Source organism: Rickettsiales bacterium Ac37b, assembly GCA_000746585.2.
Classification (GTDB): domain Bacteria; phylum Pseudomonadota; class Alphaproteobacteria; order Rickettsiales; family Arcanibacteraceae; genus Ac37b.
Genome location: CP009217.2, coordinates 1,532,808 through 1,558,431 on the forward strand (window position 1 = coordinate 1,532,808; position 25,624 = coordinate 1,558,431).

Here is a 25,624-nt window from a genome sequence, read left to right on the forward strand (position 1 = left end):
ATTATATGCTACCATTTGGCCAAAGTTAATTAAATACCAAAATTTATTAACTATTTAAATAGTTTATCTTGCTGCGAACAAGATAAACTATTCTCACAATTTATCATATAGGAGTATTAGTTATGAAAAGTCCCAATAAACCTATGAATACTAGTATAAACTTATCTCATAATGCAAGTCAAGAACAGGTTGCTATACAGCGTGAAAATGTAGACCAGTTAGATCGTAAATTAGAAGCAGCAAGAACATCTACATGGTTTAAAACCTTTGTTGAAAATACTAATCAAAAACGTATTACTGCCTTGGCTTTTGACTTTTTAATTAATAAAGTTAAAGAAAAATCGTGTCATATTGCACCGGTAGTGTTAGATGTAGGTTTTGGTGAGGGTGAATTATCATCACGTATAGCCCAAAGTTTAACAAATATTTACCCTTCTTTACTTTATACAGGTATTGAATATGACAATAAATTTGTGGATCAAACTAAGAATAAACTTTCTAAGCTTGGAGTAAATAATTATGAATTAATATGTGGTAATTGCTTTGGTGACGATTTGAGCAATCTTCCTGAAAAGGCTGGATTAGTGTTAGCTAGTCATATAGCATATTATGCTCCAAATATGGATAAATTTGTTCAGTCTTTAATAGATAAAACTGCTGATCATGGGCTAGCTGTTTTTCTGCATGAGTCAGCTGACTCAGATATGAATAAATTACGTTCTAAATATTGTCATTCTATTAATACCAGTAGTAACTCTGAAATTATAAAAAGCCTATCTAAATTAGAGATACCTTATAGTTCTGTTGAGTTAAATGCCAAGTTAACTTTCCCAGACAATATGCAAGAATTATGGAGCGAGCTGAGCAGCTGCAATTACCATAAGAGCACCTATAGACCTTTAAGGAATTTTGAATTAGCTAAAAATCTCTTAGAGTTCGTAGCACAAACACCTCTAGAATCTTTACAAGCTAAGGAATTACTATCGTCATATTTAGAAGATGTAAAAAAACTACTTACTAATCAAAGTAATATGCTGATCATACGTACAGAAATGCAATTAGCTATTAGCAAAGAGGCATCTAAGGAATTTATGGTAGGTATGTTTAGTATAGCCAAGGAGATGCAAAATTATGTTATACCTTTAACCCAAATTAGTGATATCCAAGTTATTCTCACAAATGTTCAAGGCGTGCACAGGGTAATGTAAAATGGGTAGTAACAAAATTTTGCGTGTTAGTGGAAAAGACTTTTCAGGACGCGTAGCTGAGTATTATTTATCTGTAAATAATATACAATATATATTGCTGCAAAAGGAAGTTATACAAAATAAAATATTTGATATATCTAAATTTGGTAAGGTTATATATTCAGCATATTGTGAAAATTCTATGTAATACTAGGTTCTGTGAAGGTTTCTCAACAACTGTTTTCTTAGCACTTTTTGGCTACAAAAAAAGCTTTTATTGCTTGAAATATATTAATATTCCTTCGAATAAAAGCTATTTTTTCGCTCAAAAATTTGCTAAAAACCATATTTTTTAGAAAACTTCACAGAACCTAGAGTATAGTAAATTGATTTGAATTTGTGGACGCAGTTGTAGCTGTGGCAATTTAAATATTACTTTGTTGTTCGTTGCCTGCGATAGTATTTCTAAGCTTTCTGCCTTACACCTCGTATTATTTTAAATTGCCTTTGCTATAGCTCAAAGCTTTCCTACTAACTGGAGGCTTCACTCTATCTGCCCTTATATCAAGAATCAACTGTTTTTACTATAATGAGCAAAAAAATGATGTCATACCCGTGAAAACGGGTATCTCATGAGTTGGTACTACTAGATTACCGCTTTTGTGGTAATGACAAAAAAGAGTATATCTTAATTATAGGCTATATTAAATAATTAGATTTAATATACCCCTCATCCGCTCAAAACTGAAGTTTTTCACGACTTCTCCCGCAGGAGAGGTGAAATAAGTATGTGCCTTTTATAATTAATAATTCTAACTTAAATATTTTTTAGTTTTCCTCGACCTCTCCCGAAGGAGAGGCTTTGTTGCATGGTTAAGCTGTAATAAAAAATGCGTCTTAGAGGTATTCACTAAGCTGCATTGATAATGTTAACGATTTTGCATTTAATTTTAGCTTGAGTTGCTCTACTATCCTCTCTTTTATTATCTAAATACTCTGAACAATGGCTTTTTATCTAACTTTCTTTAACTCATTCTCTTTTTTTATATACCATATTAACCATGCAACAAAGCCGATCAATAGAGATAGCGGTATGTTTAAAGGAAAAAGATCTATTACAGGTGGTAGAAAAATTGTACGATCTGCGCTATATATGGCAACACTCGCTGCTATAAGATTTAATCAAACTATTAGAGAGTTTTATCTTAGATTAAAGGCAAATGGTAAGTCAAGTACATTACCCATTACTGCCTGTATGCGCAAGTTCTTAGTTATTATCAATGCTCAAACTTACAGGCAACTTAAGGGGCTAATTACTTTCTGAGCTTTTTTTATTCAACACCATTGACTATAAATGGTATTGTAAAATCTGCTGAGCTAATTAATACTATAACCCTAAATATATAGTGTTTTGATGTGAATAGTATATGCGTTGTTTATTGCTAATGTATTAATATGTATATATTGGTTTTCACGCCTATCTTCTAAGGAAGCTGAAAATACTATAGTAGGCTTCCATTCCTCATTTAATCTCTATTGAAAATTATTATATCTTTTAATCAAATCATAAATGTTTTTTTAAAAAATGAGATTTATATTTAGTAAATACTTAAAAATTAATTTATATAAATGGTAATAATTAATATATTAAATTATATATTTACTTTTATATATTAAATTATATATTTACTTTTATATATTAAATTATATATTTACTTTTATATATTAAAATAGTATAAGATTTTTTTATTAAAATAAATTAACAAAGGAATATATCATGAAAAGAAAACATGAAAATACACAAGGTAGTGATATTGCTTCAAGTTTACTATTTACTGTACGTAATGCATATAGTGAAAACTGTATAAATGTTATAAAAAATTATATAAAAACTAACCCTGCGGTACTTAATCAAGATTCTCCATATATATTTAATAATATTTTTCATGCTATTGCTGAAAATAAATCTTCTATAGCTCCATCCCTTATAAAGATCGTAGAAGATTATATGACGGTGGATTGTTTATCACTATATCGTACCTACATAGTATATAAAGGCTACCCTCCTTTGATGTTAGCTATAAATAATGAAAATTATCAAGTTGCATTTGAACTAATACAATCCCAAGAACGCATGCTTAGAAAGTTTGGTTATTCCGAGCAAATGACTAAGAACATAGTACAAGATACTATTAATATGTCAGATTTATATGATCAAAATTTTTTGCATATCTCCATTAGAAAATTAAGTCAAGAGCAACCATCAATTGGTATATTAGAAGAATTGTTAAAGCTAGATATTAATCTAAATGCTGTTGATTATAATGGTAATACTCCTGCTCACAGATTAATTACTAAAACTAGCTTTGACAAATATTATAAGAAATCTAACGTTGAAATATTAAGTATTAAGCTAGAAAATCTATGTAATACTTTAAAATTATTAAAAAAATATGGTGCTAATCTTGAAATTCCTAATCATAATGGCCAAACTATTTTTGATTTGTTATTGGAGAATAGTAAATTTTTTGGTTTTATCTGGACAGATCAACATACAGATGCCATACTTGAAAATAGGCCAATACCGGAGTTAGCTAAGATTAGCGTTCAGTCTATTGCAGATAGAATATCAATAAGGCGAAATGGAAATATCCCTTTTGTTCAGAAAATTACAGAACCAAAGCAGTATTCTAACCAAACAAGCTTATAGGTAAAAATGTTTTATACTTTTATGAACGCTCTTGAGCTTTAGGTATTTTAGTCCGTTCGTCTTCTCTTTTAGCAAACTTGAAAGTTTGTTCTGGGAGTCTTTTTGGATTAGGAATCGCTTGAAGTAATTGAGTCATTTGTTCTTGCAGTTTTTTCTGATCATCCTGTAAGTTCTCGATATCTTTTTGCAATTTTGTATGCTCATTTTGCAAAATCTTAATTTTTTCTTCGGATTGCTGCAAAGCACCTTGTTGTATATTAATAATATCATTAAAATTATCTAAAGCTCTATCTTTTGTTCTAGAAGAATTAAATACTTCCTTAAAAGCAACAAAATTTTTGCGCTGCGTTTGGGTTAATACAGTACCATCAAGATGAATGAGCATATACTTAACATCTGAATAGCAACTAATTAATGCATCGATAACAGTTTGTCTAGTTTGTCTGTTGATAGAATTAATCATCTCATTAAATAAATTAACAGGCTTAAACTCTGGATGCTGTTCATAGCTTTTTAAAAGCGCTTTACATATATTACGGTCAGTCTTACTATCTTTATGCTCTAAAGCTTTAGAATAAGGAAGAGGAGTTGGAAATTGATCAGGATATAATCTATTTAAAATAGCAGCTAAGTTTACCTCTACAGCATTTTGTATGTTTTGATCTATATTTTTAAAGGGTTTTATAAGTTTTATAACTTCATCTCTAATGGGTTCAGGAATATTATTTTCATTAAGTAAGTGAGGTGGTAAACCTTTGGTTTTTATTAAACACTCTAATCTAGGTAAATATTTGATTACATCTTGGTCTTCGTAATTTGTTTTAGGGTCTAGTGTAGCAGTATATAGTTTATCAATTAACAATCCGGTTTTCAAAGTCTCAACAGCTTCTTGATGATTATTGTTTATAGCAATTTTTATAGAAGTGTTACCTGAACTATCGTGCATGTTAATTGAAGCGCCATTATTAATGAGTATCATAATAGTTGGTACATTCCCATTTTTTGCAGCATAATGTAAGGGCGTTCTGCCATTATCAGTTTTACTATTTACATCTATCCCATGTCTAATAAATGTACTGATAACTTTTATATTTCCATAAAGTGCAGCAGTATGTAGGATAGTTTCTTTCCTCGCAGTAGTAGAATACACATTGGCACCTCCTTCAATTAAGGCAGTAACAGTCTCTTCACTTCTAGCATAGTGCAAAGGCGCTTCACCATTATTTTCTTCCGCATTTACGTCTGTGCCATGTTCAATTAATGTGATAACAGTTTCTTTATTGTCATTAAGGACAGCATAATGTAAAGGAGTTTTACCATTTTCCTGTTCAGCATTAACATCTGCGCCATGTTCAATTAAGATCATAACAATTTCTTTATTTATAGCATAGTGTAAAGGGGTCCGCTCTTTATTATCTTGGCTATGTACATCTGCATTATGCTGAAGTAAGGTCCTAACAACCTCTATCTTCCCATTTTTTGCCGCATAGTGCAGGGGCGTTTTGCCCTTATTATCTATACTATCTTGATCAATACCAAGCTCTATTATTCTAGGAATAAGCTTGTCATATCCATATTTAGCAGCTAAATGTAAAATATTTTCATCATCTTCAAAGGTAGTATTTATAAGTTCTTTGGTGTTATCTGAAAATAAAATAGTTTCAATCTCAGTAATATTGTTATTAATAAAAGTTTGGTATAAACTATTGTTTTCTGTCATTTTATATATCCGTAATATTTATTATTTATGCAGTGGTAAATGTTAATTTTGATCTATTACTCATCTCTGGTTCTGGTTCGTTCTTGGTAGAATGAATGTACCCATTTTAGGTTGCTCAGATGAAATTCGTTCTAAAGCAATTTTCTCTTGGAATGACAGAGTTTGAGTTTCTGATATTTGTTCAGTTTTTGGTTCTTTTTGAATAGCATGTTCTAAGTCTTTTTCTGGATGGGTAATTATATTAGATGGTTCCATATGAGGTAGATTTTTGAATTTAGCTTTAGTCTCAGTAGAATTAAATGTTTCCTTAAAAGAAAGTAAGTTCTTACATTGATCTTGAGTTAAGACAATATTATCACTACTACGGAACATATTTTTAACTTCTTTACGACAGCTAATTAATTGCTCTATGACAGAGTTAGTATTTGCAGGACCAATAATCCAATTAAAGAAATTAACAGGCTTAAACTGTGGATTTTGTTCATAGCTTTCTAATAGCTTATTACATATTTTGGTATTAATTATATAATCCTTATATTTTAAAGCATGAGAATAAGGCAGCGGACTTGGAAATTGTTCAGGATATAATTTATATAAAATAGCGGCAGAATGAACTTCTACAGCATCATGTATGTTTTTCTCTATATTGTTAAATGGTTCTATAAAGCTTATAATCTGTAATCTTATAGCTTCAGGAATATTATTAGGAATAAGTAAGTGAGACGGTAACCCTTTGGTTTTTAATAAAAATTCTAACCTTGGTAAAAATTGTATGACATTTTCCTCAGTATAACTCTCTTCAGAGTCTATTTTATTATGGTATAATTTAGTAATTAACAATTCGCCAATTAAAATAGTAGCAATGTCCGGATAATTATTTCTTTGAGCAACTTCTATAGGAGTATGATTTGAATTATCTCTTATATCAACTATGGCGCCTTTATTAAGTAGAGTTATAATAGCTTCTTTCTCACCAGTTTCTGCCGCAAAGTGTAGCGGAATTTCGCCAGTTGTAGTTTGGCTATTTACCTCTGTACCCTTGTGAATTAATATATTAATCGCTTCTGTATTTCCTGCCTGCGCCGCATAATGTAGGGGGGTTATATCGTTGTTAGTTTTAATATTAATATCAGCGCCATTCTCAATTAATATAGTAATATTTTCTTTCTTTCCACGAAAGACAGCATAGTGCAGGGGAGTGAAGCGATAATGATCTTCAGCATTAACATTTGCTCCTTCATAAAGTAATTTAATGATGGTCTTTTTCTTTCCTTCCTTTGCCGCATAATGCAAAGGCGTTTCTCCGTTGTTATTCTTGCTATCCTTATCAATTCCAAGCTCGATTATTCTAGGAATAAGCTTGTCATAACCATGTTCTGCAGCTAGATGTAAAATATTTGCATGATCCTCAAAGGTAATATTTGTAAGTTCTTTAGCGTTAGCTGAAAATAACAGTTTTTCAATTTCAGGATAATTGTTATTAGTAAAAGCTTGAAATAAAGAGTTATTGTCTTTCATCTTATATATCCATACTATGTATTAACGCTCGTGAGCTTTAGCTATTTTATTTCGCTCTTGCTCTCTTTCTGCAAAACTGAAAGTTTGATCTGCCTTTTTTTCAAAATTTTGGTTATTGTTCGATAAAGCTAATCTAATAGGTTGAGGAATATTATTATGATTCCGTAGACGAGAAGGTGAAGGATCGGTTTTTATTAAATGCTCTAATCTAGGTAAAACTTCGCTTATATTTTTATCAGCGTAATTTATTTTAAAGTCTATTTTACTATCACGTAATCGATCAACTACCAATCCCTCCTCCAAAATATCTTTAACTTCTGTATGGTGGTATTTTTGGGCAATTGCTATAGGAGTATAATTTGAATCATCTTGTATCTCAATTATAGCATCATGATTAACTAAAGCTACTGTAGCCTCTTTGTTTCCCAATAATGCAGCGTAATGTAAAGGAGTATCGCCAGCACGACTAGGAAGTCCAAGACTTGCACCATTATTAACTAATGTAATGATAGTTTCTGTATTTCCACGTTCTGCGGCTAAGTGTAAAGGTGTTTCACCATTAATATTTCTGCTATCGACATTAATACCAAGCTCTATTATTCGAGATATGATTTGGTGATAGTCATTATTAGCAGCTAAATGTAAAATATTTGCATGATCCTCAAAGGTAATATTTATAAGTTCTTTAGCGTTAGCTGAAAATAACAGTTTTTCAATTTCAGGATAATTTTTATTAGTAAAAGCTTGGTATAGAGGATTATTTTCTTTCAATTTTTTTACCATATTTATAATGTTGTAATATTAATTGTTAACAATATTATAATATAAATAATTAATCAAGTTAATTCTTATTAATAAATGTGTAATTTTTTAATTATGAATTTTGTAAAGATTGTAAAAATACTTTTACCTTTGATAGGAATATAAGCAATAAGAGAGCTATTTGCCTGGGAGATAATTAATTTAGGTTATGTGTACATAACCTAGGCATGCCCTAGTTCAACTGAAAGATGTGAAGATTTAACTCCCATGGCATCCAAGGCAAGATTCCATTTAGATAGGTGATTATTTGCAAAGACTACATAAGGAGAGAAGGGCATTACTAACCAATTACTCTTAAGAACTTCTTCTTCTAATTGACCAGGTTGCCAACCTGCATAACCTAAGGCAAAAATAATTTTATCAGGGCCTTGGCCAGTTGCTATGTCTTTTAATATTTGTATATCTGAACTTACCGAAACTCCATCGATTTCAGACTTAAATAAAGGATTTTTATTATAATCATTAGTGTGCAAGACAAAACCTTTTTCCGCTTCAACAGGGCCTCCTAAATATACTGGAGGAAAATTATTTAATTCAGATGGAATAATATTTAAAGAATTAAAGATTGTTGAACAGTTTACGTTGCCAACAGTATGGTTTACAACTATCCCTACTGCGCCATTTGCATTATGTGAAAGTAAATAAACTACCGCTTTAGAAAAAAAAGAGTCCAAAGGCATCGAGGGTGTGGCTATTAAAAGTTTACCTGCCCAATAAGTATTATAATTTGATATATTAGTGGCCATAACAATAGCTCTATTTAAAATTCTTTATATATGAACACAAAATTCTGAGTTTTGTCTATACAAAACTGTTTATAAATATTATATATTAATCGTCTTTTTAATTTTCAAGTACCTAAACAATTATATAGATTAAACTTAAATAATTCAATTGTAATGCATATAGTAAGAAAAATAATTATTTTATTAATTTTATTTAGTGTTTGTTTGTCTCATGAGATAGTAAATGCTAGTAATTATGTAGTAGGTAAGTGGTTAAACGCTCCTCATTCGCAATTACGGTTATTAACCAAAGAATTAAAGATTTTTGAAGATAATGCACACCTTAATTTAGAGTTACATTTTGATATTGAAAATGATTGGTATATATATTGGTATAAAGATGAGAAAATAGGAATTCCTACTAGTATAAAAATTATTGAACCTTTCCTTGCGCGCATTACGGATATTAACTGGCCTAATCCTATGTTACAAGTGAATAACCATGGTTTGACAAGTCATGTATATCGTAATAAGGTTATTATTCCCATTTCTATTATAATGCCTCAAACCGAAGTAAAAGATTTGCAATTAGCTATAAATTACTTGGTATGTGGTGAAAGTTGTATACCTGTAATGTTTGATTTAAAAGTTGATACGTTAGTTAATGATATCACTGATCAAGAATTTACTGTTGATAATGAATCATATAATTATTACCAACTCCTTTTGGTTATATTGACAGCCTTTTTAGGTGGAGTTATTTTAAATGTTATGCCTTGTGTACTACCCGTATTGTCATTAAAGCTACTGGCTATTATTAATCATCAAAATGCTGCTAATAAGTTACATCAAAGGCTAAATTTTCTTGCCTCTTCTATTGGGATTGTTATGACTTTTGTAGGACTTGGAGTTTTTACAATTTTAATGTCAAAATTAGGTAAAACAGTTGGTTGGGGAATACAATTTACTAACCCTCTATTTATAATTTTTTTAGTAGTAATCATGATGTTGTTTGCTTGTAATTTATTAGGAGTATTTTCTATTAATATTTCAAGCAAATTCCTTAATTATTTCCCAGGATTTAATCCCTCTAATACTAATCTTACCAGGCAAATGATGAATAATTTTGCTAGCGGAGTAATAGCTACTATTTTAGCTACACCTTGCAGCGCTCCTTTTCTTGGGACTGCAGTTAGTTTTGCATTATCTCAAGGCTCTATTGAAATATTAATTATATTTTTTAGTTTAGGGTGTGGGATGGCTTTACCCTATTTTATATTAATTATTTTTCCAAGCTGCATAAAATATTTACCTAAGCCTGGCCCATGGATGCTAAAAGTCAAATATGTTCTGGGTATCTTATTATTAATGACAGTTTTATGGTTATTATATATTGTATATATTCAGTTAGGAATTAAAGCGGCAATAGTGCTATTCTTATTATGTATATTATTTAAATTTGTATTGGAAACTAATAGCTTTTTATTAAAATATATACCAATCAAATTTTTAATAGCTTTCTTAATAATGTTTTATATGTTTTATATACCCATGAAAATAGCGGATTATGATTCTATACATAAAGATCATATAGATCTTGTATGGCAGGAATTTAATAAAGATGCTATACTAAAGCTCGTTGCAAATGGTAATGTAGTAGTTGTAGATATCACTGCTGAATGGTGTATTATATGCCAGATGAATAAATATACTGTTTTAAACCGAGAAAAGCTTTTAGAAATATTTAGAGATAATAAAATTGTTGCTATGAGAGCAAATTTGACAGATAAGAATCGTAAAGAGATTATGGATTATATGAAAGGCTATAATAGATTTGGATTACCATTTAATATAGTATATGGCCCCCGTGCTATTGATGGTATATTATTATCTGAATTATTAACATTCCATGATTTAATAAATGCTATTAATCAGGCCAAAAGATAATATATATTATAAGATATATGCACAAAAAGCGAGGTATAAATAAATGTTTGAATCTTTAGGTAATAATTTTACAAAGATTTTTGATAAGCTTACAAAACGTGGAATATTATCGCAAGATGATATTGATAACACAATGCGCGAGATACGTATAGCCTTGCTTGAGGCTGATGTTGCTTTGCCAGTTGTTAAGGATTTTATTGCCAAGGTAAAAGAAAAAATTCTTGGTCAAGAAATTGTAAAATCTGTATCTCCAGGACAGATGGTAATTAAATTAGTGCAAGATCATTTAATCGAAGCCTTAGGTAGTGATTTTGCTGAGCTACAATTAAATGCTACACCACCAGTGTTTATTATGTTTGTAGGGCTACAAGGTTCTGGTAAAACCACCACAAGTGCTAAGCTTGCTCTCCGCCTAAAACAAAAGCTCAAGAAAAAAATATTACTCACGTCTTTAGATATATATCGTCCTGCAGCACAGCAACAGCTAGAAATCTTAGCAAAGCAGGCAGAAGTAGACTCTCTGCCAATTATAGAGGGAGAGTCTCCGTCTGCTATTACCAAAAGATGTATAAAAATTGCTAATAACGAAGGGTATGATATTGTCATTTTAGATACTGCTGGTAGATTACATATTGATGATTCTTTAATGCAGGAGCTAAATGATATTAAAACTCTTGTTAATCCAAAAGAAATTTTGTTAGTAGTAGATTCTATGACCGGCCAAGATGCTGTAAATGTAGCGCAAGGTTTTCATGAAACATTACAATTAACAGGTTTGATCTTAACTAGGGTTGATGGTGATAGCAGAGGAGGGGCTGCATTAAGTTTAAAATCTATTACTAACTGCCCAATTAAATTTTTAGGAGTAGGTGAAAAACTAACAGAATTAGAGGAATTTTATCCCGATCGAATTGCCTCAAGAATTTTAGATAAGGGTGATGTAATCTCCTTAGTAGAGCGTGCGGCCCAAATAGTAGATCAAAAAGAAGCTGAGCAATTAACTAAAAAATTGAGTAAAGGTAACTTTGATTTAAATGATTTAGCATCGCAAATAAAAAATATTAATAAAATTGGGGGATTGTCAGCAATTTTAACTATGTTACCTGGAGTTAAAAAAATTAAAGATCAGATTTCGAATGCCAATATTAACGAAAAAGCCTTAGCAAGACAACTAGCAATAATTTATTCAATGACTCCACATGAAAGAAGCAATCCTAAAATCTTGAATGCATCACGTAAGCGTCGTATCGCTTTAGGATCAGGCATGACAGTTCAAGATGTGAATAGGTTGTTAAAACAATATTATGAAATGAGTAATATGGTCAAAAAATTTGGTAAAATGGATAAAAGTGCTTTATTACGTGGTGGATTAGGTAAAATTTTTTCTTGACTTTTAGATATGAATTATATAGAAACTGCTATAGTAAAAACATTTGAACTTTTGCATACATTGTCTTTTTGCCATACTGTTAATTGTAGGTTTTGTGCTGGTTGCCTTGTATTATTGGTCAACTGTTTTCACTATATACATAAATAAGTTTTTTAGAAGGTATTAATATGGCTAAAGCTAAAACAGCTAGTAAAAATAACCCGGTCGCCCGTGAAAAAGCAAAAGAAATCTTTTTTAATGGTAAAAAAGTTAAACCTGTTCTTTATATTGGGGAAATGCGTAAATATATGGCTGTTCAGTATGAAGATGGCACACTTGCATTTGATACAGATGGTAATCCAACTGCTTGGTCTAAAATTAAGAAGTAATTTTGTATATGTATTATAGCCTCTGATATTACAGGTTATATATCTTAGGCTAGATATTACTTTCTATGTTATCATTTTATCCTGTTTTTATTCTCTTTTATTTTTCTTTTTTATCTTTCATATTCAAACTTAAAGTATCTGTAATCGTCTAAATATTTTTGCCAGCTTATTATGCTTGATGCACATAATTATAATAAAAGTTTTATCTTGCTAATCTTGTATCACTATAGCTTCTTGATTTGAACTTGCGGACGAGGTTATAGCTGTGGTAATTTAAATATTACTTTGTTGTTCGTTACCTACAATAGCATCTCTACGCTTTGCTCTATCTGGCCTCGTCCCAATTACAACTTAATTTACTATATTATTACAAAATTTTTAATTAAAATAATACTTTTATTATATTAATAAATAGATTATATTATATTTATTAATAAAAATTAACTAAATAAAAAACAAAGATTATGGAAAATTTAATAATATCTAGAGAAGTAAAACTTAATGGTATAGAAGAGATTATAAATTATTTATATCGAGAAGCTGGGTTAAATGATATAGTATTACCAGCATTGCCTATCACTTCCTTGGAAACTGATGAAAATAATTTTATATATGTTAAGAAAATTCTTGAACTTTTACAAGATATGGGAATGATTAGCATAGTTATGGAGCTAAATGGTAGATTTAAAATTTCTCCCGATGTAGAAGAATGTATATTTTTGTATGAAGATTTAGGACATATGCAATCTTTAATCTACAAAAAAATGACAAATGATCCTACAATACGGCACCTTTTTGAAAATGAATTTTTTAAAATAAAATTAGCATGGATTGACTCTGAACGATTGATCCAAAAAAATTTGGAAAACCAAACTTTAGATCAGAAGTTATTAGAAATATTATTTGGAAAACATGCTCAAGATGTATTATATACATTCTATTATTACTCAAGTGTAGATCAAAACAAAACGTCAAAATTGTGTGATATATTCAATATCATCATCAATGAATATAATAATGGCAACTTAAAATTAGCAAATAATACAGCCTTGTTATTAACTATATATATAGGAGAAATAGAAAAAAGAAAAAATACTATAAGTCCAGAATTAAAAGAACAATATTTATCACGCATTGTTGAAATAGATGAAAAAATAATGGATAAAATTGCAGAAGAATTAGATACTCTTTTATATAAATCTATTAGTGGAGTAGAAGCTGCCAGAGAAAATTTTGCAATAGATAAGTTTGCTTACCAAAAAAATATATTACAAAATAAACTATCATTTCAAGAACGAGTAAAATCCTCTCGGGAAGGAAATGATATCTCTTTTATAAGATATTCCTAATAACCTTGTTATATTTTCTCTTGACTACTAACGGATGCTCGGGTTGATTAGTATCTACAGCTCCATAAACCTCAATATTACCGGCTAATATGTGCTAAGATAAGTCCCGCTTGAAAGCAAGCCTTTTTGCCAATTTTTATATCATAACCTGGCTCTTCTTCTCTTAATTCTTCTGTTCCTTTACAATGTTTATCCTAATATTTATCGCAGTAGTAACTATCTAGCAACTAAAGTTTTACTTTATGCAAAGGCTGGAGGGATTAATACCAGGAGATTTAACTGAATTTTAACTGGAATACTTGCTATAATAGAAACAATAATGTTTCTTGGTAATAATATCAACATTTATAAAATATATTGGGTTTTAATATGAGTAAAAGAAAACTAGCCTATAGATCTAAAGTACGTAATATTACTTTTTCTCTTATTGTAGGAATAATGATAGGAATAGCAGCATGTAATCCATTACCAAGTTTTACCCATAATAATACTATAAGCCAGCCTATCAGAATTCCTACATGTTTCACTCCCCCATCTGGCTGCAGCAAAGTAATAATTGAAACTATAAATAAGGCTACTAAAAGTATTTACGTTCAAGCATATGGATTTACTGATGTAGGTATAGCAGATTCTTTAATCTCTGCTTATAATCGAGGTGTAAAGGTGGCAATATTACTAGATAAAAGCAACCTATATTCTAAATATTCACAAATGCCTAAAGTAAAAGAAGCTGGCATTGATGTATCGATAGATTATGTACCGGGTATTGCTCATAATAAAGTAATGATTATTGATCAGCATACTGTCATTACTGGCAGCTTTAATTTTAGTAAGAATGCTGATCTTAAGAATGCAGAAAATGTTATAATTATCAATGATTCAGCTGTAGCTAAGCAATATTTCCAGAATTGGCTATCTAGAAAACAGGCGGGTAGTAAAACTATTATAAAGATTAGGGATGTTCAATAATTTTATGGTGGTGGACAAGTTTTTTACATAAAGTAAGGATGTTTCTGGAAGTATTGAATAGAGTAGTGCATATTGCTCTATTTATAGGTATAATTTGTTCAGTAAGTTTTAATATTAAAGGTTATATTTGGGGCTAGCTGTATAATTTCAAGGGTTAAAGGATTAAAAAGAAGCTATATAATAAGAGCAAGAGAGATATGTAATCGAGAGGAATTATGGGACAAATATTACATGGCTGTGCCAAGACCACGTACGCAATTAGAAAAGAATTACAGTGATCGGAAGCTACGATCAAGAAATATCATTATAGTAGTAAAGAAGAGTTAGATGATCATCTGCAAGCTTTTGTGATGGCTTATAATTATGCTAAAAGGCTTTCTACTATTGCTAGAAAAACCCCTTGGAAAATGATCTTGACTTGTTATCAACAGAATGCTAAAAGCTTTAGAATTAATCCTAACCATCAACCCTCGAAACTATACACCTAGGCTCTAAGTAAAGCAATTCTAATAAAACTAACAATAATATAAATTATTTTTTTTACTAAAATTATATCTTAAAAACTTTATATTATTTATTTTAAAAGTAGCACTATATTATTAATTATAAAGTATTAATTTTTAGAAGAATAAAGAAATCCTGGTGCCGATGACAGGATTCGAACCTGCGACCTACTATTTACGAAACAGTTGCTCTACCAGCTGAGCTACATCGGCTTATGTTTTAATGCTTTGAAGGATTATTTTCTGTTATGGCCACACCTTTGGATAAAAAGGGTATCTGGCTTAATATAAATATTATAGTACATCCTAATACTCCAAATACTTTAAATTTAACCCATATATCATCAGAAAAATTACGCCAAACAAATTCATTTGTTACCGCAACTAAAAGGAAAAATAATGCCCATCTTTTAGAAAATTTAACCCAAAATTGTTCAGGTAAATTTAAGGTTTTGCCAAATAAATATTTTAATAATCCTTTATTAAAAAAGGTACCAACATACAAAATAGCTGCAAAAACTACATTAATAATAGTGAGTTTTAATTTAATAAAATTACTATTTCCAGTAAAAACAGTTATACCTCCCATTACAATTAATAACCCAGAAGATATTAAGGAAGAAATAGATAATTTACGTGTAAATAGAAATGTAATAATATTGATAATCAAAGTTATCAGAATTAATCCAGTGGTAGCTATGACAAGATCAAATTTTTTATATAGTATAAAAAAGCATACTATTGGAATTATATCACTTAGAATTTTTATAAATGATTGCATATATTTTACCTGTAAAAAATTAATGATTATTTTTAAGCATATACTTGTAATAATAGCAAGCTTAATTTTATTGAACATATAAAAAAGCTATTAAATCCAAGTCTTGACTTTAAATCCAAGTCTTGACTTGTCAAGAGAATTTGGGGAGTTTGTATATACAAGCTATGATGATTGGGTAATAGATAGATGAATATATGAACCAATCAAGTAGACGTTTTAAATGATAATAAATACTAAACCAATAGATTATGCACAAAAGTTAAATAATAATCTTATTGTACCGCCAAGATTTAAGCAAAGATTAATAGCTGGAATTATAGATTTTGTTTTATTATGATATTAGGTGCCAAGAATCATAATTAATCAACTTATATGGAGCAAAATTATGACTAAAAAAATGTCCTTAAAATCTGAGACTCTTACCGATATTATACAGCATTATTTTAATCCTGAATAATTTGCTGATTTTTTCACAGGCTTCAAAAAAAGCCGTAATAGGAGGCTATCACAAATCCACCTCCTATCCTTGTCTTAATTTACATAGTTTTTATAACAGAATCCTTGAATTATGTATGGTTTAATCGTCATAATCATCTTCATTATACTGGTTTTCATGGCGCTCATGTTTTTCCTGAGCATCTATACTTAAAGTTGCAATGGGGCGAGCTTCAAGCCTTCTTAATCCTATTTGTTCTCCAGTTTCTTCGCAATAGCCGTATTGTCCTGTGTCTACACGTAATAAAGCATCTTCAATTTTATCAAGTAATTTACGATCTCTATCTCTGGTTCTTAGTTCGAGAGCTGCTTCACTTTCAACCGAAGCACGATCATTAAAATCTGGTTCATGCCAATTTTCTTCGCGTAAATGTTCTAAAGTTTCTCTTGAACCATTTAATATATCTTCTTTCCAAGATAATAATTTCTGTCTAAAATATTCAAGTTGCATTGGATTCATATAATCTTCATCTTCACTTGGCTTATATCCTTCAGGCAAATCTATTTTTGGCATAGTTTCTTCCCTTTCTATAGAAAATTTTATTTTAATTTAACCATAGCTTAATCATACAGCAAGCATTTATTATAAATTTATTATTATGTTTTTAAAAAACTTGCTTATATAGTGTATATTGACACTACCTAAGTTGTGTATATACTCATCATTCTGTAATTTTAAATATAAGTAATCTAAATTTATGAATGAAACTAATTTTGAGAATAATTTAAAAAGAATTATAATACGCTATGAAGAATTGGGAAATAAATTATCCAGTGATAGCTTAAATCCAGCAAGTAATGAATATATCCAATATTCTAGGGAGTATGCAGAGCTTACGCCAGTAGTAGCAAAAATATCTGAATTTAATCAGCTTAAGAAAAATATTGCTGAATTAACTGAAATGACCCAAAATGTTCAGGATGATGAAGAGTTATTTGAACTTGCCGAAGAAGAATTAAAAACAGCAAAAATTGCTTTGCCTAAGCTAGAGCTGGAGGTTAAATTAGCTCTTTTGCCAAAAGATAAAGATGATGAAAAAAATGCTATACTCGAAGTACGGGCTGGTACGGGCGGGGAAGAAGCCGCTCTATTTGCGTCAGAATTATTTTATATGTATCAAAGATATGCTGATAAAAAAGGATGGAAATTTGAAGTATTATCTTTAAGTGATACAGGTATAGGTGGTTATAAAGAAGCACAAGCCTTAATTTCAGGAAATGGCGTGTTTTCAAAGTTAAAATTTGAATCAGGGGTACATCGTGTACAAAGAGTTCCTGCAACCGAAGCTGGGGGTAGGGTACATACCTCTGCAGCTACTGTTGCTGTACTTCCTGAAGCTGAAGAAATTGATATCAGTATCGAGGAAAAAGACTTACGTATAGATGTATTTAGGGCAAGTGGTCCTGGAGGGCAATCGGTTAATACCACAGATAGCGCAGTTAGAATAGTACATATACCTACCGGTATAGTTGTACAACAGCAAGATGAAAAATCTCAACATAAAAATAAAGCTAAAGCCCTCAAAATATTAAGAGCTAGACTGTATGAAGCGGAGCGTATGGCAAAAGAGTCGGCACGTGCTGCTCAAAGAAAAGGACAAGTCGGTTCTGGAGATAGATCTGAAAGAATTCGTACCTATAATTTTCCTCAAAGCAGAGTAACCGATCATCGCATTAACCTTACATCTTATCAAATGGATGATATTATTAATGAAGGTAAGTTAGATGAGTTTGTAGATGCCTTAGTGTCCGCTGATGAAGCAGCACGTTTATCTGAAAATATAGACTAATATATTTTACTCACTACTTCACCCTTTTTGTCCAGGTAGTATAATTATCCCGTGCGTGAATTTTTATTACTACCTATCTCAGATGAATTTGCACTTCTTTTCCTATGTTCTCGCTCTTGAAAAGTTAAATTAGAAGTTTCAGATTTAATATTAGATAATGGTTGATTAGCATTATTATTATTATTTATTATTTACTTCTCTGAATTGATCGGGAAGAGCTGAAGTGGTGGTTGTGGTAGTAGTATTTTTTTCATGAATTGGTGTTTGAGTGAATGCAAGAGTATTACCCATATATCGATTAAGTAATTGTTCTGCAAACTCTAATTTAGATTTTAATTGTAATATTTCTAAATCTTTTTCTATTAACAATGCTTCATTATTACGGTTAGATTTTTTTAGTTTCTCATTATCATTAGTTAAATCTTGAATTTGTTTTATTAAATTTGCAGGTGCGTTATTGTTATTAGAAGAAGATAAATTAGGTTGAATAGTAGTATGATTTCCAGAATGAAGATTGTTAATATTAGAAGTAGAAGATATTGCGGATGTAGATAGCTGTCTTGCTGCTATTTTTGCTTGTAAAAATTGTACTGTATGGACTTGCTTAAGTTGAATAGCAAGAGATAAAGGTGTATTTCCATAATTCTCTTTTTCCTCTATATTTAAGCCTTTTTTTTCTAAAAACTCTATAGTATGATTATGGCCACCATGAGCAGCATAGTGCATTGCTGTAGATCCATCGTTAGTTTTGTCATCTAGCTTTAAACCTTTTGAAACTAAAAACTCTATAGTATTATTATGGCCGCCCTGAGCAGCAAAGTGCATTGTTGTAGATCCATGGTTAGTTTTGTCATCTAGCTTTAAGCCTTTTTTTTCTAAAAACTCTATAGTATGATTATGGCCACCATGAGCAGCAAGGTGCATTGCTGTAGCTCCAGCGTTAGTTTTGTCATCTAGCTTTAAACCTTTTGAAACTAAAAACTCTATAGTTACATTCTGGCCACCCTGAGCAGCAAAGTGCATTGCTGTAAATCCATGATTATTTTTTATGATAATTAGCTGTGGAGACAATTGAAGCATAGCTTCTAATTTACTTATATTGCCTGTTCGTACTGCATCTAAAAATTCTTTTTCTTGTAATGTTAACATTTTGTTATACCATTGTTAAGAGATAGTAAATTATTTTAGTAATATATAATATTATTTAATATTTGTAAACAAGTATTAACTAATTTTGTGTATCTATAATAAAAACATTTGAATTTACCTGCTCAGTTAGCTCTTCGCTCTATCTGTGGTAAGTAATCAATATTCAACTTCTTTTACTATAATATTTTTATCTTTAATTTTTCTCATATTCATAATTAATTGATTATGCTTAGTATTTACCTAATTTCGCTTAATTTATTATAATTTAAATTAATACTTTATTAATAAATAAAATATATTATTTACTTTTGTCAATTTATTTGATAGTGGATAAGTTATGAATAGTATAGAATAGTATAAATGGTGTAGATATTTTATATAGTCCTTATCTTAATAAAGGCACAGCCTTTTCTTTGTTAGAACGTAAAAATTTAAGGTTAGAAGGATTATTACCACCAGGCGTTATGACTTTAGAATTACAAATTATGCGTATGGTTAATTCATTAGATAAATTAAATGATAATCTTCAAAAATATTTAATGCTTTCTGATCTACAAACCCGTAATGAAACTTTATTTTATGCTGTACTCCGTTCTAATCCGGCAAAATTTATTCCCCTTATATACACTCCTACGGTAGGTGAAGCATGTCAAAAATTTGATCATATTTTTCATAGTTCTAGAGGTTTATATATCCCAATTAATGCCAAAGGAAGAGTAAAAGAATTGATAGCAAATTGGCCAACAAAGGAAGTAAGGTTTATCGTTGCAACTGATGGGGAAAGAATACTTGGCTTAGGAGATTTAGGAGTAGGGGGAATGGGTATTTCTATTGGAAAATTAGGATTATATACTTTATGTTCGGGTATTCCTCCAAAATATTGTATGCCAGTAATGTTTGATGTTGGAACAAACAACCAATCACTTTTAAACGATCCTCTTTATCTTGGATTAAAACAACCTCGAGTCAGAGATGAAGAATATATGCTATTTATCGAAGAATTTGTTGAATCAGTGCAGGAATTTTTTCCAGATTGTTGTATCCAATGGGAAGATTTTGCCAATTTCAATGCTTATTCTATACTTAATAGATTTAAGGAGAAAATATGTAGTTATAATGATGATATACAAGGAACAGCTGCAGCTGCTCTGGCAGGAATATTCGCCGCTTTAAAAATTTCTAAAAAAACTTTGAATGAGCAAAAATTTCTATTTATGGGGGCAGGGGCTGCAGCAACGGGTATAGCATCTCTTATTGCTGAAAGTATGGTTTTAGAGGGAATGGAGATTAGAGAAGCTCAAGAAAGAAATATTTTATATGATATAAATGGACTAATTACTAAATCACGTTCTGACATAACAGAATTTCAAAAACCTTTTGCTCACGATATACCAAGTATAGATACATTTATAGATGCTATAAATCTATTAAAACCCACAGGTATTATAGGAGTTAGCACAGTACCTAAACTATTTAATCAACAGGTTATAGAAGCTATGGCAAAAATTAACGAACGTCCTATTATTTTTCCATATTCTAACCCTACCTCATGTTCTGAATGTACTGCTGAAGAAGCCTATAAATGGTCAAATGGTAGAGCTATATTTGCTAGTGGTAGTCCTTTTCCGGAGGTATCCTTAAATGGTAAAGTTTTTATTCCTGGACAAGGAAATAATATCTATATATTTCCTGCAATGGGAATGGCTATTTTTATTACTAAAGCTAAGAGAGTTACACAAGAAATGTTTATTGTGGCGGCAAAGGCTGTAGCTGAATTAGTCACAGAAGATAACTTAAAATCAGGGTGTATTTATCCTCCTATGGAACAGATCATTACAACATCTCTCTATGTAGCTTCGAGTATTGCTAATTATATTGTTAAACACAACTTAGCATCAATTGATATGCCCGAAGAAATTGATAAATATATAATGAAGAACTTTTATGTTCCTCATTATTAAATCTATAGTAAAAACATTTGAATTTGCGTATTTATAGCTTTTTCAGCTTCCTTATCAGATAGGAATGATGAGCGAGCCTATACTTTTTGTTAGGTTAGCGGAGAAGAACGCATATGCTAATTCAAATCATGAAACTACATAGGAAAAACTGTGCAAAATCTAGCATTTATCTTATTATAACCTTCTATAGGTTACATAAACATATTTTTTTAAATATTATTAAGAAAATATTTATAATAGTTAAAATATTTTATTGATTTATATATATATATTCTATAAACTTCTAAATTATATTTAAATAATATGCCTAAACCAATTATAACATAATAGTGAGTACACATTGTGAGCACAAAATTAAACTTTTTTACAAAAAAAAGAACACCAAATAAATTATTTCAATCTTTAGAAGAATCAAAAAATCCAAAATTTTTGATATCCAATATCAATAATTTTAAAACCGTTATGGAAGAAGAAGGTTTCAACCAAGAACAATTATTAGGTATAATCAAGGCTTTTCAGGATTCTCCTATAGAGAGCAATAACATTAAAAAATCTATACCATTTTTAACTGCATGGTGTAAAAATGCTGACAAATACATTGAAAATTTTAATCTTCAACAACTCAGCTTAATATTAAACATTGCTTCTGAAAATAATTATCTATTACCTATAAAATTTTTAGCAAATTTTGAAAACGCTACAATAAATAAATTTAAACATTGTAATTTTACGGTACCACAACCTAAGCAACCTACTCCATTACCAGAGAGTATAATGTTTTTAAAATATGATTATTTACTAAATATGATAGAATATATGCTCCCTAATTCTGTCTATACATATTGCAAAAATCTTTTAATAAACTGGGAAAAGGAAAAAGCTGATAAGATTTTAAATAAATATCCACAAGATAATAATCTATTAAAAAAGGTGTATAGAGATATTTTACCTGAGTTTTTTTTCCAAAATACTCCAGCAGTAGAAAATATAGAACAACCTAAACAAGCCAATAGGAATTCTCTAGCACCTACTTTAGGTTATAGAGAATTATTAAATAATATAAAACTATTAGTAAAATTAAAGCATAATGTGTCTAGTGATCTAATACAATTATGGCAAAAAATGGCTATTGCTGAATTACCTTATTTAGATACAAAATTATTGTCAAAAAGTATATATTTTATAGCTTTAGCTGGTTATACTCCTGCCGAAGATTTTTGGCAGTCTTTTGAGCATGCTGCTATAAAAAAATTAAAAGATTTTCATCCTAAAGATTTGTCAAATCTGGTCTTTAGTTATTCTTTAGTTGGTCGCCCAGTGCATGATCTATTTACAGCACAATTACAACAAGTTGATAAAAAAGTATGGGGCATAAAAGATTTATATCAAATTTGGTATGTAGCACAAGCCGGCGCCTCTTTACATGAGGAACTAGTAAAACATGCTAATCAAAGTTTAAATAATTTTATCAAAAATGATGGCCTAAGTGATATTCATAATAAAATCTGCCATGCTTTAAATAAAATACAATATAAAAATGAAAAAAGATCCATTGATAGCATCAAATCATTTGGTATTTTTGTTCACAGCGAAAATTGTATGATTATTATTGATGATGGCAAAACTGATGGATATCATTTTGATTTACCCTCAAGTTTAAGATTAAGTAACTCAATAGTAGAAAAAGACAAAGAACTGTTTTACATATTAAGAATATCACAAAAAGATTTAGTAAAAAATGAATCTATTCTAAGCGAGTATTTACAACTTAAATTAAAAGAGAAAGAAGCATATCCTTCTAATAATACTACTATCAAGCAATTGTTAAGTGATATGCCTTCTAAAGAAGAAAATACTTTATCACATACATCTAACTGTAATCTACCCACTAACATTAATAATTTTTGGAGGAATTTAGTCAGAGCAAGTCACAATAGTATTAATAAAAGCCTAGGTAATAGTATAATTATACAATAATATTAAAATAGTAGTGTATATACTTTATTATTACTAGATAAAACTGGAAGTACGAGTATAGCGAAAAGAAATAATAATCTCAATTTTTACCTCTCTCTGAAGGGAGGATCCTAATGAATCTATGATTCAGAGAGGTGAAGGGCTAGTAGATTTAATTATTTAATATTTCCATCATCCGCTCAAAACTAAAGTTTTTCGCGACTTCTCCCTTAGGGGAGAAGTGAAAGATATATTATATTTTTTGCTATATTCTTTCTTACAATTTTTTGTCTGGTAGTATGACAAATAGTAGGATAGCTTTAAGCTAACTGTGTCCGCAAGCTCAAATCAAAAAACTATAAATATAAAAAGTTCTTATACTCACCATTATTTCATTATAAAAATTTCTGTACTGTTCAAGTATATATGATATAAGTAAATATAAATTTTCTTAAATCATCACAAATATAATAACATTTTAGGGCTATAATAATAAGGCATAAACGACCAATGGATTATCTAAAATACCAAATAGAACAAGATTTTATTGATACGATAAATAAACTATTCAATCTTTCTCTCAGTACTCTCTCAATACGCAGTAATTTAGCTTTACAAGAGTTTGATTATCAAGTTGACGCGTGTTTTATTATTGCCAAAGAACTCAAAAAAAATCCTTTGGAAATAGCAGAAATTATAAGTACAAATTTATCACGTAATGATATATATTATACAGTAAAACCTTCCAAACCAGGCTTTATTAACATTAAAATAGATAGTAATTTCTTACAATCTTATCTATCTACTTTCTTAAATGATCCTAGACTATGCATAGTTTCTACCCCACATGTTAAAACAATAGTAGTAGATTATGGAAGTCCAAATGTAGCAAAAGAAATGCATGTAGGACATTTACGTTCAGCAATTATTGGTGATGCTATTGCTAGGATCTTAACATTTTTAGGGCATAATGTAATTAGGCAAAATCATACAGGAGATTGGGGAACACAATTTGGTTTCTTAATACAGTACATAATTGAAGATAATCTTAAGTTCAATAATATAAGTGAACTTAATCAAGCATATAAAGCTGCAAGAGAATTGTTTGATAATGATAAAAATTTTGAATTAAGAGCAAGAAAAAGATTAACACTACTTCAATCGCATGATAAAGAAACTTATAGTATCTGGGAAAATCTTAGTAAAATAAGTTATCAGCATTTTAATAGCATATTTAAAAAACTAGGAGTATTATTAACTGAGCAAGATGTAAGAGGCGAAAGCTTTTATAATTTTATGCTACCAGATATAGTTAAGGAACTGCTTAATACGTGCATTGCAGAAGAAAGTCAATCAGCAAAAGTTATATTTGTACCAGGATTTTATGATAAAGATAAAAATCCTTTGCCTATGATCATCCAAAAATCTGATGGGGGATATTTATATCATACAACGGACCTTGCTGCTGCGAAGTATAGGCTAAATACTCTCCACGCTGATAGAATAATATACGTAACTGATATGAGGCAGAAGCAGCATTTTGCTATGTTATTTTCTGCTTTAAAATATGCTAATTGGCTTAATCCCAGTACCACTGAACTCAACCATATAGCTTTTGGAACCGTACTTGGGGAAGATCATAAACCATTTAAAACTAGAAGCGGTGAAACTATTTCGCTAAACTTATTACTCGAAGAAGCAGAAAATAAGGCAACTGATAGCTTAAAACGAAAATATCCTGAATTAAGTGAATATGAACTGAAAAACTTAGCAAATAGCATAGGAATAGGTGCATTAAAATATGCTGATCTGAGTAATGACCTGAATAAAGACTATGTATTTAGCTGGGAAAAAATGCTAGCTTTTAATGGTAATACAGCCCTCTATTTGCAAAATGCCTATGTAAGAATTCATTCTATATTTAGAAAAGAAAACTTTAATATTATTAATGCTAAAGGTAATATTATCATTACCAATGATATAGAAAGAATGTTATGTTTAAAAATCAGTGAATTCCCAGACATTATTCGTTCTATAGAAATAAAATTAACCCCTCATTTGTTATGTAACTATCTTTATGAGCTTGCATCATTATTTCATAATTTTTATGAATCATGTCATATCGGAAAGTGTAAAGAAGAAGATATAAAACTCAGTCGTCTACTTATTTCATTATTAGTAGCAAAAACTTTGAAACTAGGATTAGAACTTCTAGGTATTCAGGTAGTAGAGAAAATGTAAGGTTTAGTATATATAGGAAATTAATTACATAAATATTATCATT

General features: G+C 29.8%; 20 protein-coding genes and 1 tRNA gene. 14 read left to right on the forward strand and 7 right to left on the reverse strand.

Translation table 11 applies throughout. The annotated features are described in order from the left end of the window. Window positions 1-122 precede the first annotated feature (122 nt). The 4 genes from NOVO_07590 to NOVO_07605 all read left to right on the forward strand — a co-directional run bounded on the left by NOVO_07590 (window position 123) and on the right by NOVO_07605 (window position 3,897). A complete protein-coding gene (locus NOVO_07590) occupies window positions 123-1,208 on the forward strand; it encodes a methyltransferase (protein ID AIL65856.1) in 1,086 nt (361 codons plus the stop codon). A gap of 1 nt (window position 1,209) precedes the next feature. After that, window positions 1,210-1,395 carry a hypothetical protein gene (locus tag NOVO_07595; GenBank protein ID AIL65857.1) on the forward strand — a complete coding sequence of 62 codons (186 nt, stop codon included), beginning with the start codon at window positions 1,210-1,212 and terminating at the stop codon, window positions 1,393-1,395. 885 nt (window positions 1,396-2,280) lie between these two features. Next, entirely contained in the window at window positions 2,281-2,511 is a 231-nt protein-coding gene (locus tag NOVO_07600; GenBank protein AIL65858.1) for a hypothetical protein, read from the forward strand. A gap of 453 nt (window positions 2,512-2,964) precedes the next feature. After that, the gene (locus NOVO_07605) at window positions 2,965-3,897 is read left to right on the forward strand and encodes an Ankyrin repeat protein (protein AIL65859.1); all 933 of its coding nucleotides are present in this window, start codon (window positions 2,965-2,967) and stop codon (window positions 3,895-3,897) included. A 19-nt stretch (window positions 3,898-3,916) separates the two neighbouring features. Here NOVO_07605 and NOVO_07610 read toward each other — a convergent pair whose 3' ends face one another. The 4 genes from NOVO_07610 to NOVO_07625 form a co-directional block, all read right to left on the reverse strand. Continuing rightward, complete coding sequence (locus NOVO_07610) at window positions 3,917-5,617, reverse strand: Ankyrin repeat protein (GenBank protein AIL65860.1); 1,701 nt, start codon at window positions 5,615-5,617, stop codon at window positions 3,917-3,919. Window positions 5,618-5,677: 60 nt separating this feature from the next. Then, window positions 5,678-7,135 (reverse strand): Ankyrin repeat protein, encoded by a 1,458-nt coding sequence (locus NOVO_07615; protein AIL65861.1) that lies wholly within the window; start codon window positions 7,133-7,135, stop codon window positions 5,678-5,680. A 21-nt stretch (window positions 7,136-7,156) separates the two neighbouring features. After that, complete coding sequence (locus NOVO_07620; GenBank protein ID AIL65862.1) at window positions 7,157-7,918, reverse strand: Ankyrin repeat protein; 762 nt, start codon at window positions 7,916-7,918, stop codon at window positions 7,157-7,159. A gap of 200 nt (window positions 7,919-8,118) precedes the next feature. Next, window positions 8,119-8,703, reverse strand: a complete 585-nt coding sequence (locus tag NOVO_07625; GenBank protein AIL65863.1) for a hypothetical protein — start codon at window positions 8,701-8,703, stop codon at window positions 8,119-8,121. A gap of 153 nt (window positions 8,704-8,856) precedes the next feature. On the opposite strand from NOVO_07625, the gene dsbD reads away from it, so the two are divergent. From dsbD to pld_1, 5 genes are all read left to right on the forward strand, one after another. Beyond that, window positions 8,857-10,629, forward strand: coding sequence for a Thiol:disulfide interchange protein DsbD precursor (dsbD, locus tag NOVO_07630; GenBank protein AIL65864.1), 1,773 nt, complete (start codon window positions 8,857-8,859; stop codon window positions 10,627-10,629). A gap of 43 nt (window positions 10,630-10,672) precedes the next feature. After that, window positions 10,673-12,019 carry a Signal recognition particle protein gene (gene ffh, locus NOVO_07635; protein ID AIL65865.1) on the forward strand — a complete coding sequence of 449 codons (1,347 nt, stop codon included), beginning with the start codon at window positions 10,673-10,675 and terminating at the stop codon, window positions 12,017-12,019. A gap of 167 nt (window positions 12,020-12,186) precedes the next feature. Then, window positions 12,187-12,387, forward strand: a complete 201-nt coding sequence (locus NOVO_07640) for a hypothetical protein (GenBank protein AIL65866.1) — start codon at window positions 12,187-12,189, stop codon at window positions 12,385-12,387. Between the two features lie 464 nt (window positions 12,388-12,851). Then, window positions 12,852-13,736: a hypothetical protein gene (locus NOVO_07645; protein ID AIL65867.1), complete on the forward strand. Its 885-nt coding sequence runs from the start codon at window positions 12,852-12,854 to the stop codon at window positions 13,734-13,736. A 369-nt stretch (window positions 13,737-14,105) separates the two neighbouring features. Then, complete coding sequence (pld_1, locus tag NOVO_07650) at window positions 14,106-14,705, forward strand: Phospholipase D precursor (protein ID AIL65868.1); 600 nt, start codon at window positions 14,106-14,108, stop codon at window positions 14,703-14,705. Window positions 14,706-15,345: 640 nt separating this feature from the next. Here the strand turns inward: pld_1 and NOVO_07655 are convergent. Next, window positions 15,346-15,421, reverse strand: a tRNA-Thr gene (locus NOVO_07655). Between the two features lie 35 nt (window positions 15,422-15,456). On the opposite strand from NOVO_07655, the gene NOVO_07660 reads away from it, so the two are divergent. After that, entirely contained in the window at window positions 15,457-16,071 is a 615-nt protein-coding gene (locus NOVO_07660) for a hypothetical protein (protein AIL65869.1), read from the forward strand. Between the two features lie 495 nt (window positions 16,072-16,566). Here NOVO_07660 and dksA read toward each other — a convergent pair whose 3' ends face one another. Beyond that, window positions 16,567-16,998 carry an RNA polymerase-binding transcription factor DksA gene (gene dksA, locus NOVO_07670; protein AIL65870.1) on the reverse strand — a complete coding sequence of 144 codons (432 nt, stop codon included), beginning with the start codon at window positions 16,996-16,998 and terminating at the stop codon, window positions 16,567-16,569. 184 nt (window positions 16,999-17,182) lie between these two features. On the opposite strand from dksA, the gene prfA reads away from it, so the two are divergent. Further along, window positions 17,183-18,274, forward strand: coding sequence for a Peptide chain release factor 1 (gene prfA, locus NOVO_07675; GenBank protein ID AIL65871.1), 1,092 nt, complete (start codon window positions 17,183-17,185; stop codon window positions 18,272-18,274). A 180-nt stretch (window positions 18,275-18,454) separates the two neighbouring features. On the opposite strand, the gene NOVO_07680 is transcribed toward prfA, so the two are convergent. Next, window positions 18,455-19,423, reverse strand: coding sequence for an Ankyrin repeat protein (locus NOVO_07680; GenBank protein AIL65872.2), 969 nt, complete (start codon window positions 19,421-19,423; stop codon window positions 18,455-18,457). A gap of 413 nt (window positions 19,424-19,836) precedes the next feature. Here NOVO_07680 and maeA point away from each other — a divergent pair, with 413 nt between their 5' ends. The 3 genes from maeA (at window position 19,837) to argS (ending at window position 25,581) form a co-directional block, all read left to right on the forward strand. Next, window positions 19,837-21,384: a putative NAD-dependent malic enzyme 2 gene (gene maeA / locus NOVO_07685; GenBank protein ID AIL65873.1), complete on the forward strand. Its 1,548-nt coding sequence runs from the start codon at window positions 19,837-19,839 to the stop codon at window positions 21,382-21,384. 342 nt (window positions 21,385-21,726) lie between these two features. Continuing rightward, a complete protein-coding gene (locus NOVO_07690) occupies window positions 21,727-23,361 on the forward strand; it encodes a hypothetical protein (GenBank protein AIL65874.1) in 1,635 nt (544 codons plus the stop codon). 489 nt (window positions 23,362-23,850) lie between these two features. Continuing rightward, entirely contained in the window at window positions 23,851-25,581 is a 1,731-nt protein-coding gene (gene argS / locus NOVO_07695) for an Arginine--tRNA ligase (protein AIL65875.1), read from the forward strand. Window positions 25,582-25,624 lie beyond the last annotated feature (43 nt).

Bases quoted from the DNA above. Each gene is read 5' to 3' on its own strand.
- NOVO_07590 (AIL65856.1), top strand. From the start codon at position 123: ATGAAAAGTCCCAATAAACCTATGAATACTAGTATAAACTTATCTCAT.
- NOVO_07595 (AIL65857.1), top strand. From the start codon at position 1,210: ATGGGTAGTAACAAAATTTTGCGTGTTAGTGGAAAAGACTTTTCAGGA.
- NOVO_07600 (AIL65858.1), top strand. From the start codon at position 2,281: ATGTTTAAAGGAAAAAGATCTATTACAGGTGGTAGAAAAATTGTACGA.
- NOVO_07605 (AIL65859.1), top strand. From the start codon at position 2,965: ATGAAAAGAAAACATGAAAATACACAAGGTAGTGATATTGCTTCAAGT.
- NOVO_07610 (AIL65860.1), bottom strand. From the start codon at position 5,617: ATGACAGAAAACAATAGTTTATACCAAACTTTTATTAATAACAATATT.
- NOVO_07615 (AIL65861.1), bottom strand. From the start codon at position 7,135: ATGAAAGACAATAACTCTTTATTTCAAGCTTTTACTAATAACAATTAT.
- NOVO_07620 (AIL65862.1), bottom strand. From the start codon at position 7,918: ATGGTAAAAAAATTGAAAGAAAATAATCCTCTATACCAAGCTTTTACT.
- NOVO_07625 (AIL65863.1), bottom strand. From the start codon at position 8,703: ATGGCCACTAATATATCAAATTATAATACTTATTGGGCAGGTAAACTT.
- dsbD (AIL65864.1), top strand. From the start codon at position 8,857: ATGCATATAGTAAGAAAAATAATTATTTTATTAATTTTATTTAGTGTT.
- ffh (AIL65865.1), top strand. From the start codon at position 10,673: ATGTTTGAATCTTTAGGTAATAATTTTACAAAGATTTTTGATAAGCTT.
- NOVO_07640 (AIL65866.1), top strand. From the start codon at position 12,187: ATGGCTAAAGCTAAAACAGCTAGTAAAAATAACCCGGTCGCCCGTGAA.
- NOVO_07645 (AIL65867.1), top strand. From the start codon at position 12,852: ATGGAAAATTTAATAATATCTAGAGAAGTAAAACTTAATGGTATAGAA.
- pld_1 (AIL65868.1), top strand. From the start codon at position 14,106: ATGAGTAAAAGAAAACTAGCCTATAGATCTAAAGTACGTAATATTACT.
- NOVO_07660 (AIL65869.1), top strand. From the start codon at position 15,457: ATGGCCACACCTTTGGATAAAAAGGGTATCTGGCTTAATATAAATATT.
- dksA (AIL65870.1), bottom strand. From the start codon at position 16,998: ATGCCAAAAATAGATTTGCCTGAAGGATATAAGCCAAGTGAAGATGAA.
- prfA (AIL65871.1), top strand. From the start codon at position 17,183: ATGAATGAAACTAATTTTGAGAATAATTTAAAAAGAATTATAATACGC.
- NOVO_07680 (AIL65872.2), bottom strand. From the start codon at position 19,423: ATGTTAACATTACAAGAAAAAGAATTTTTAGATGCAGTACGAACAGGC.
- argS (AIL65875.1), top strand. From the start codon at position 23,851: ATGGATTATCTAAAATACCAAATAGAACAAGATTTTATTGATACGATA.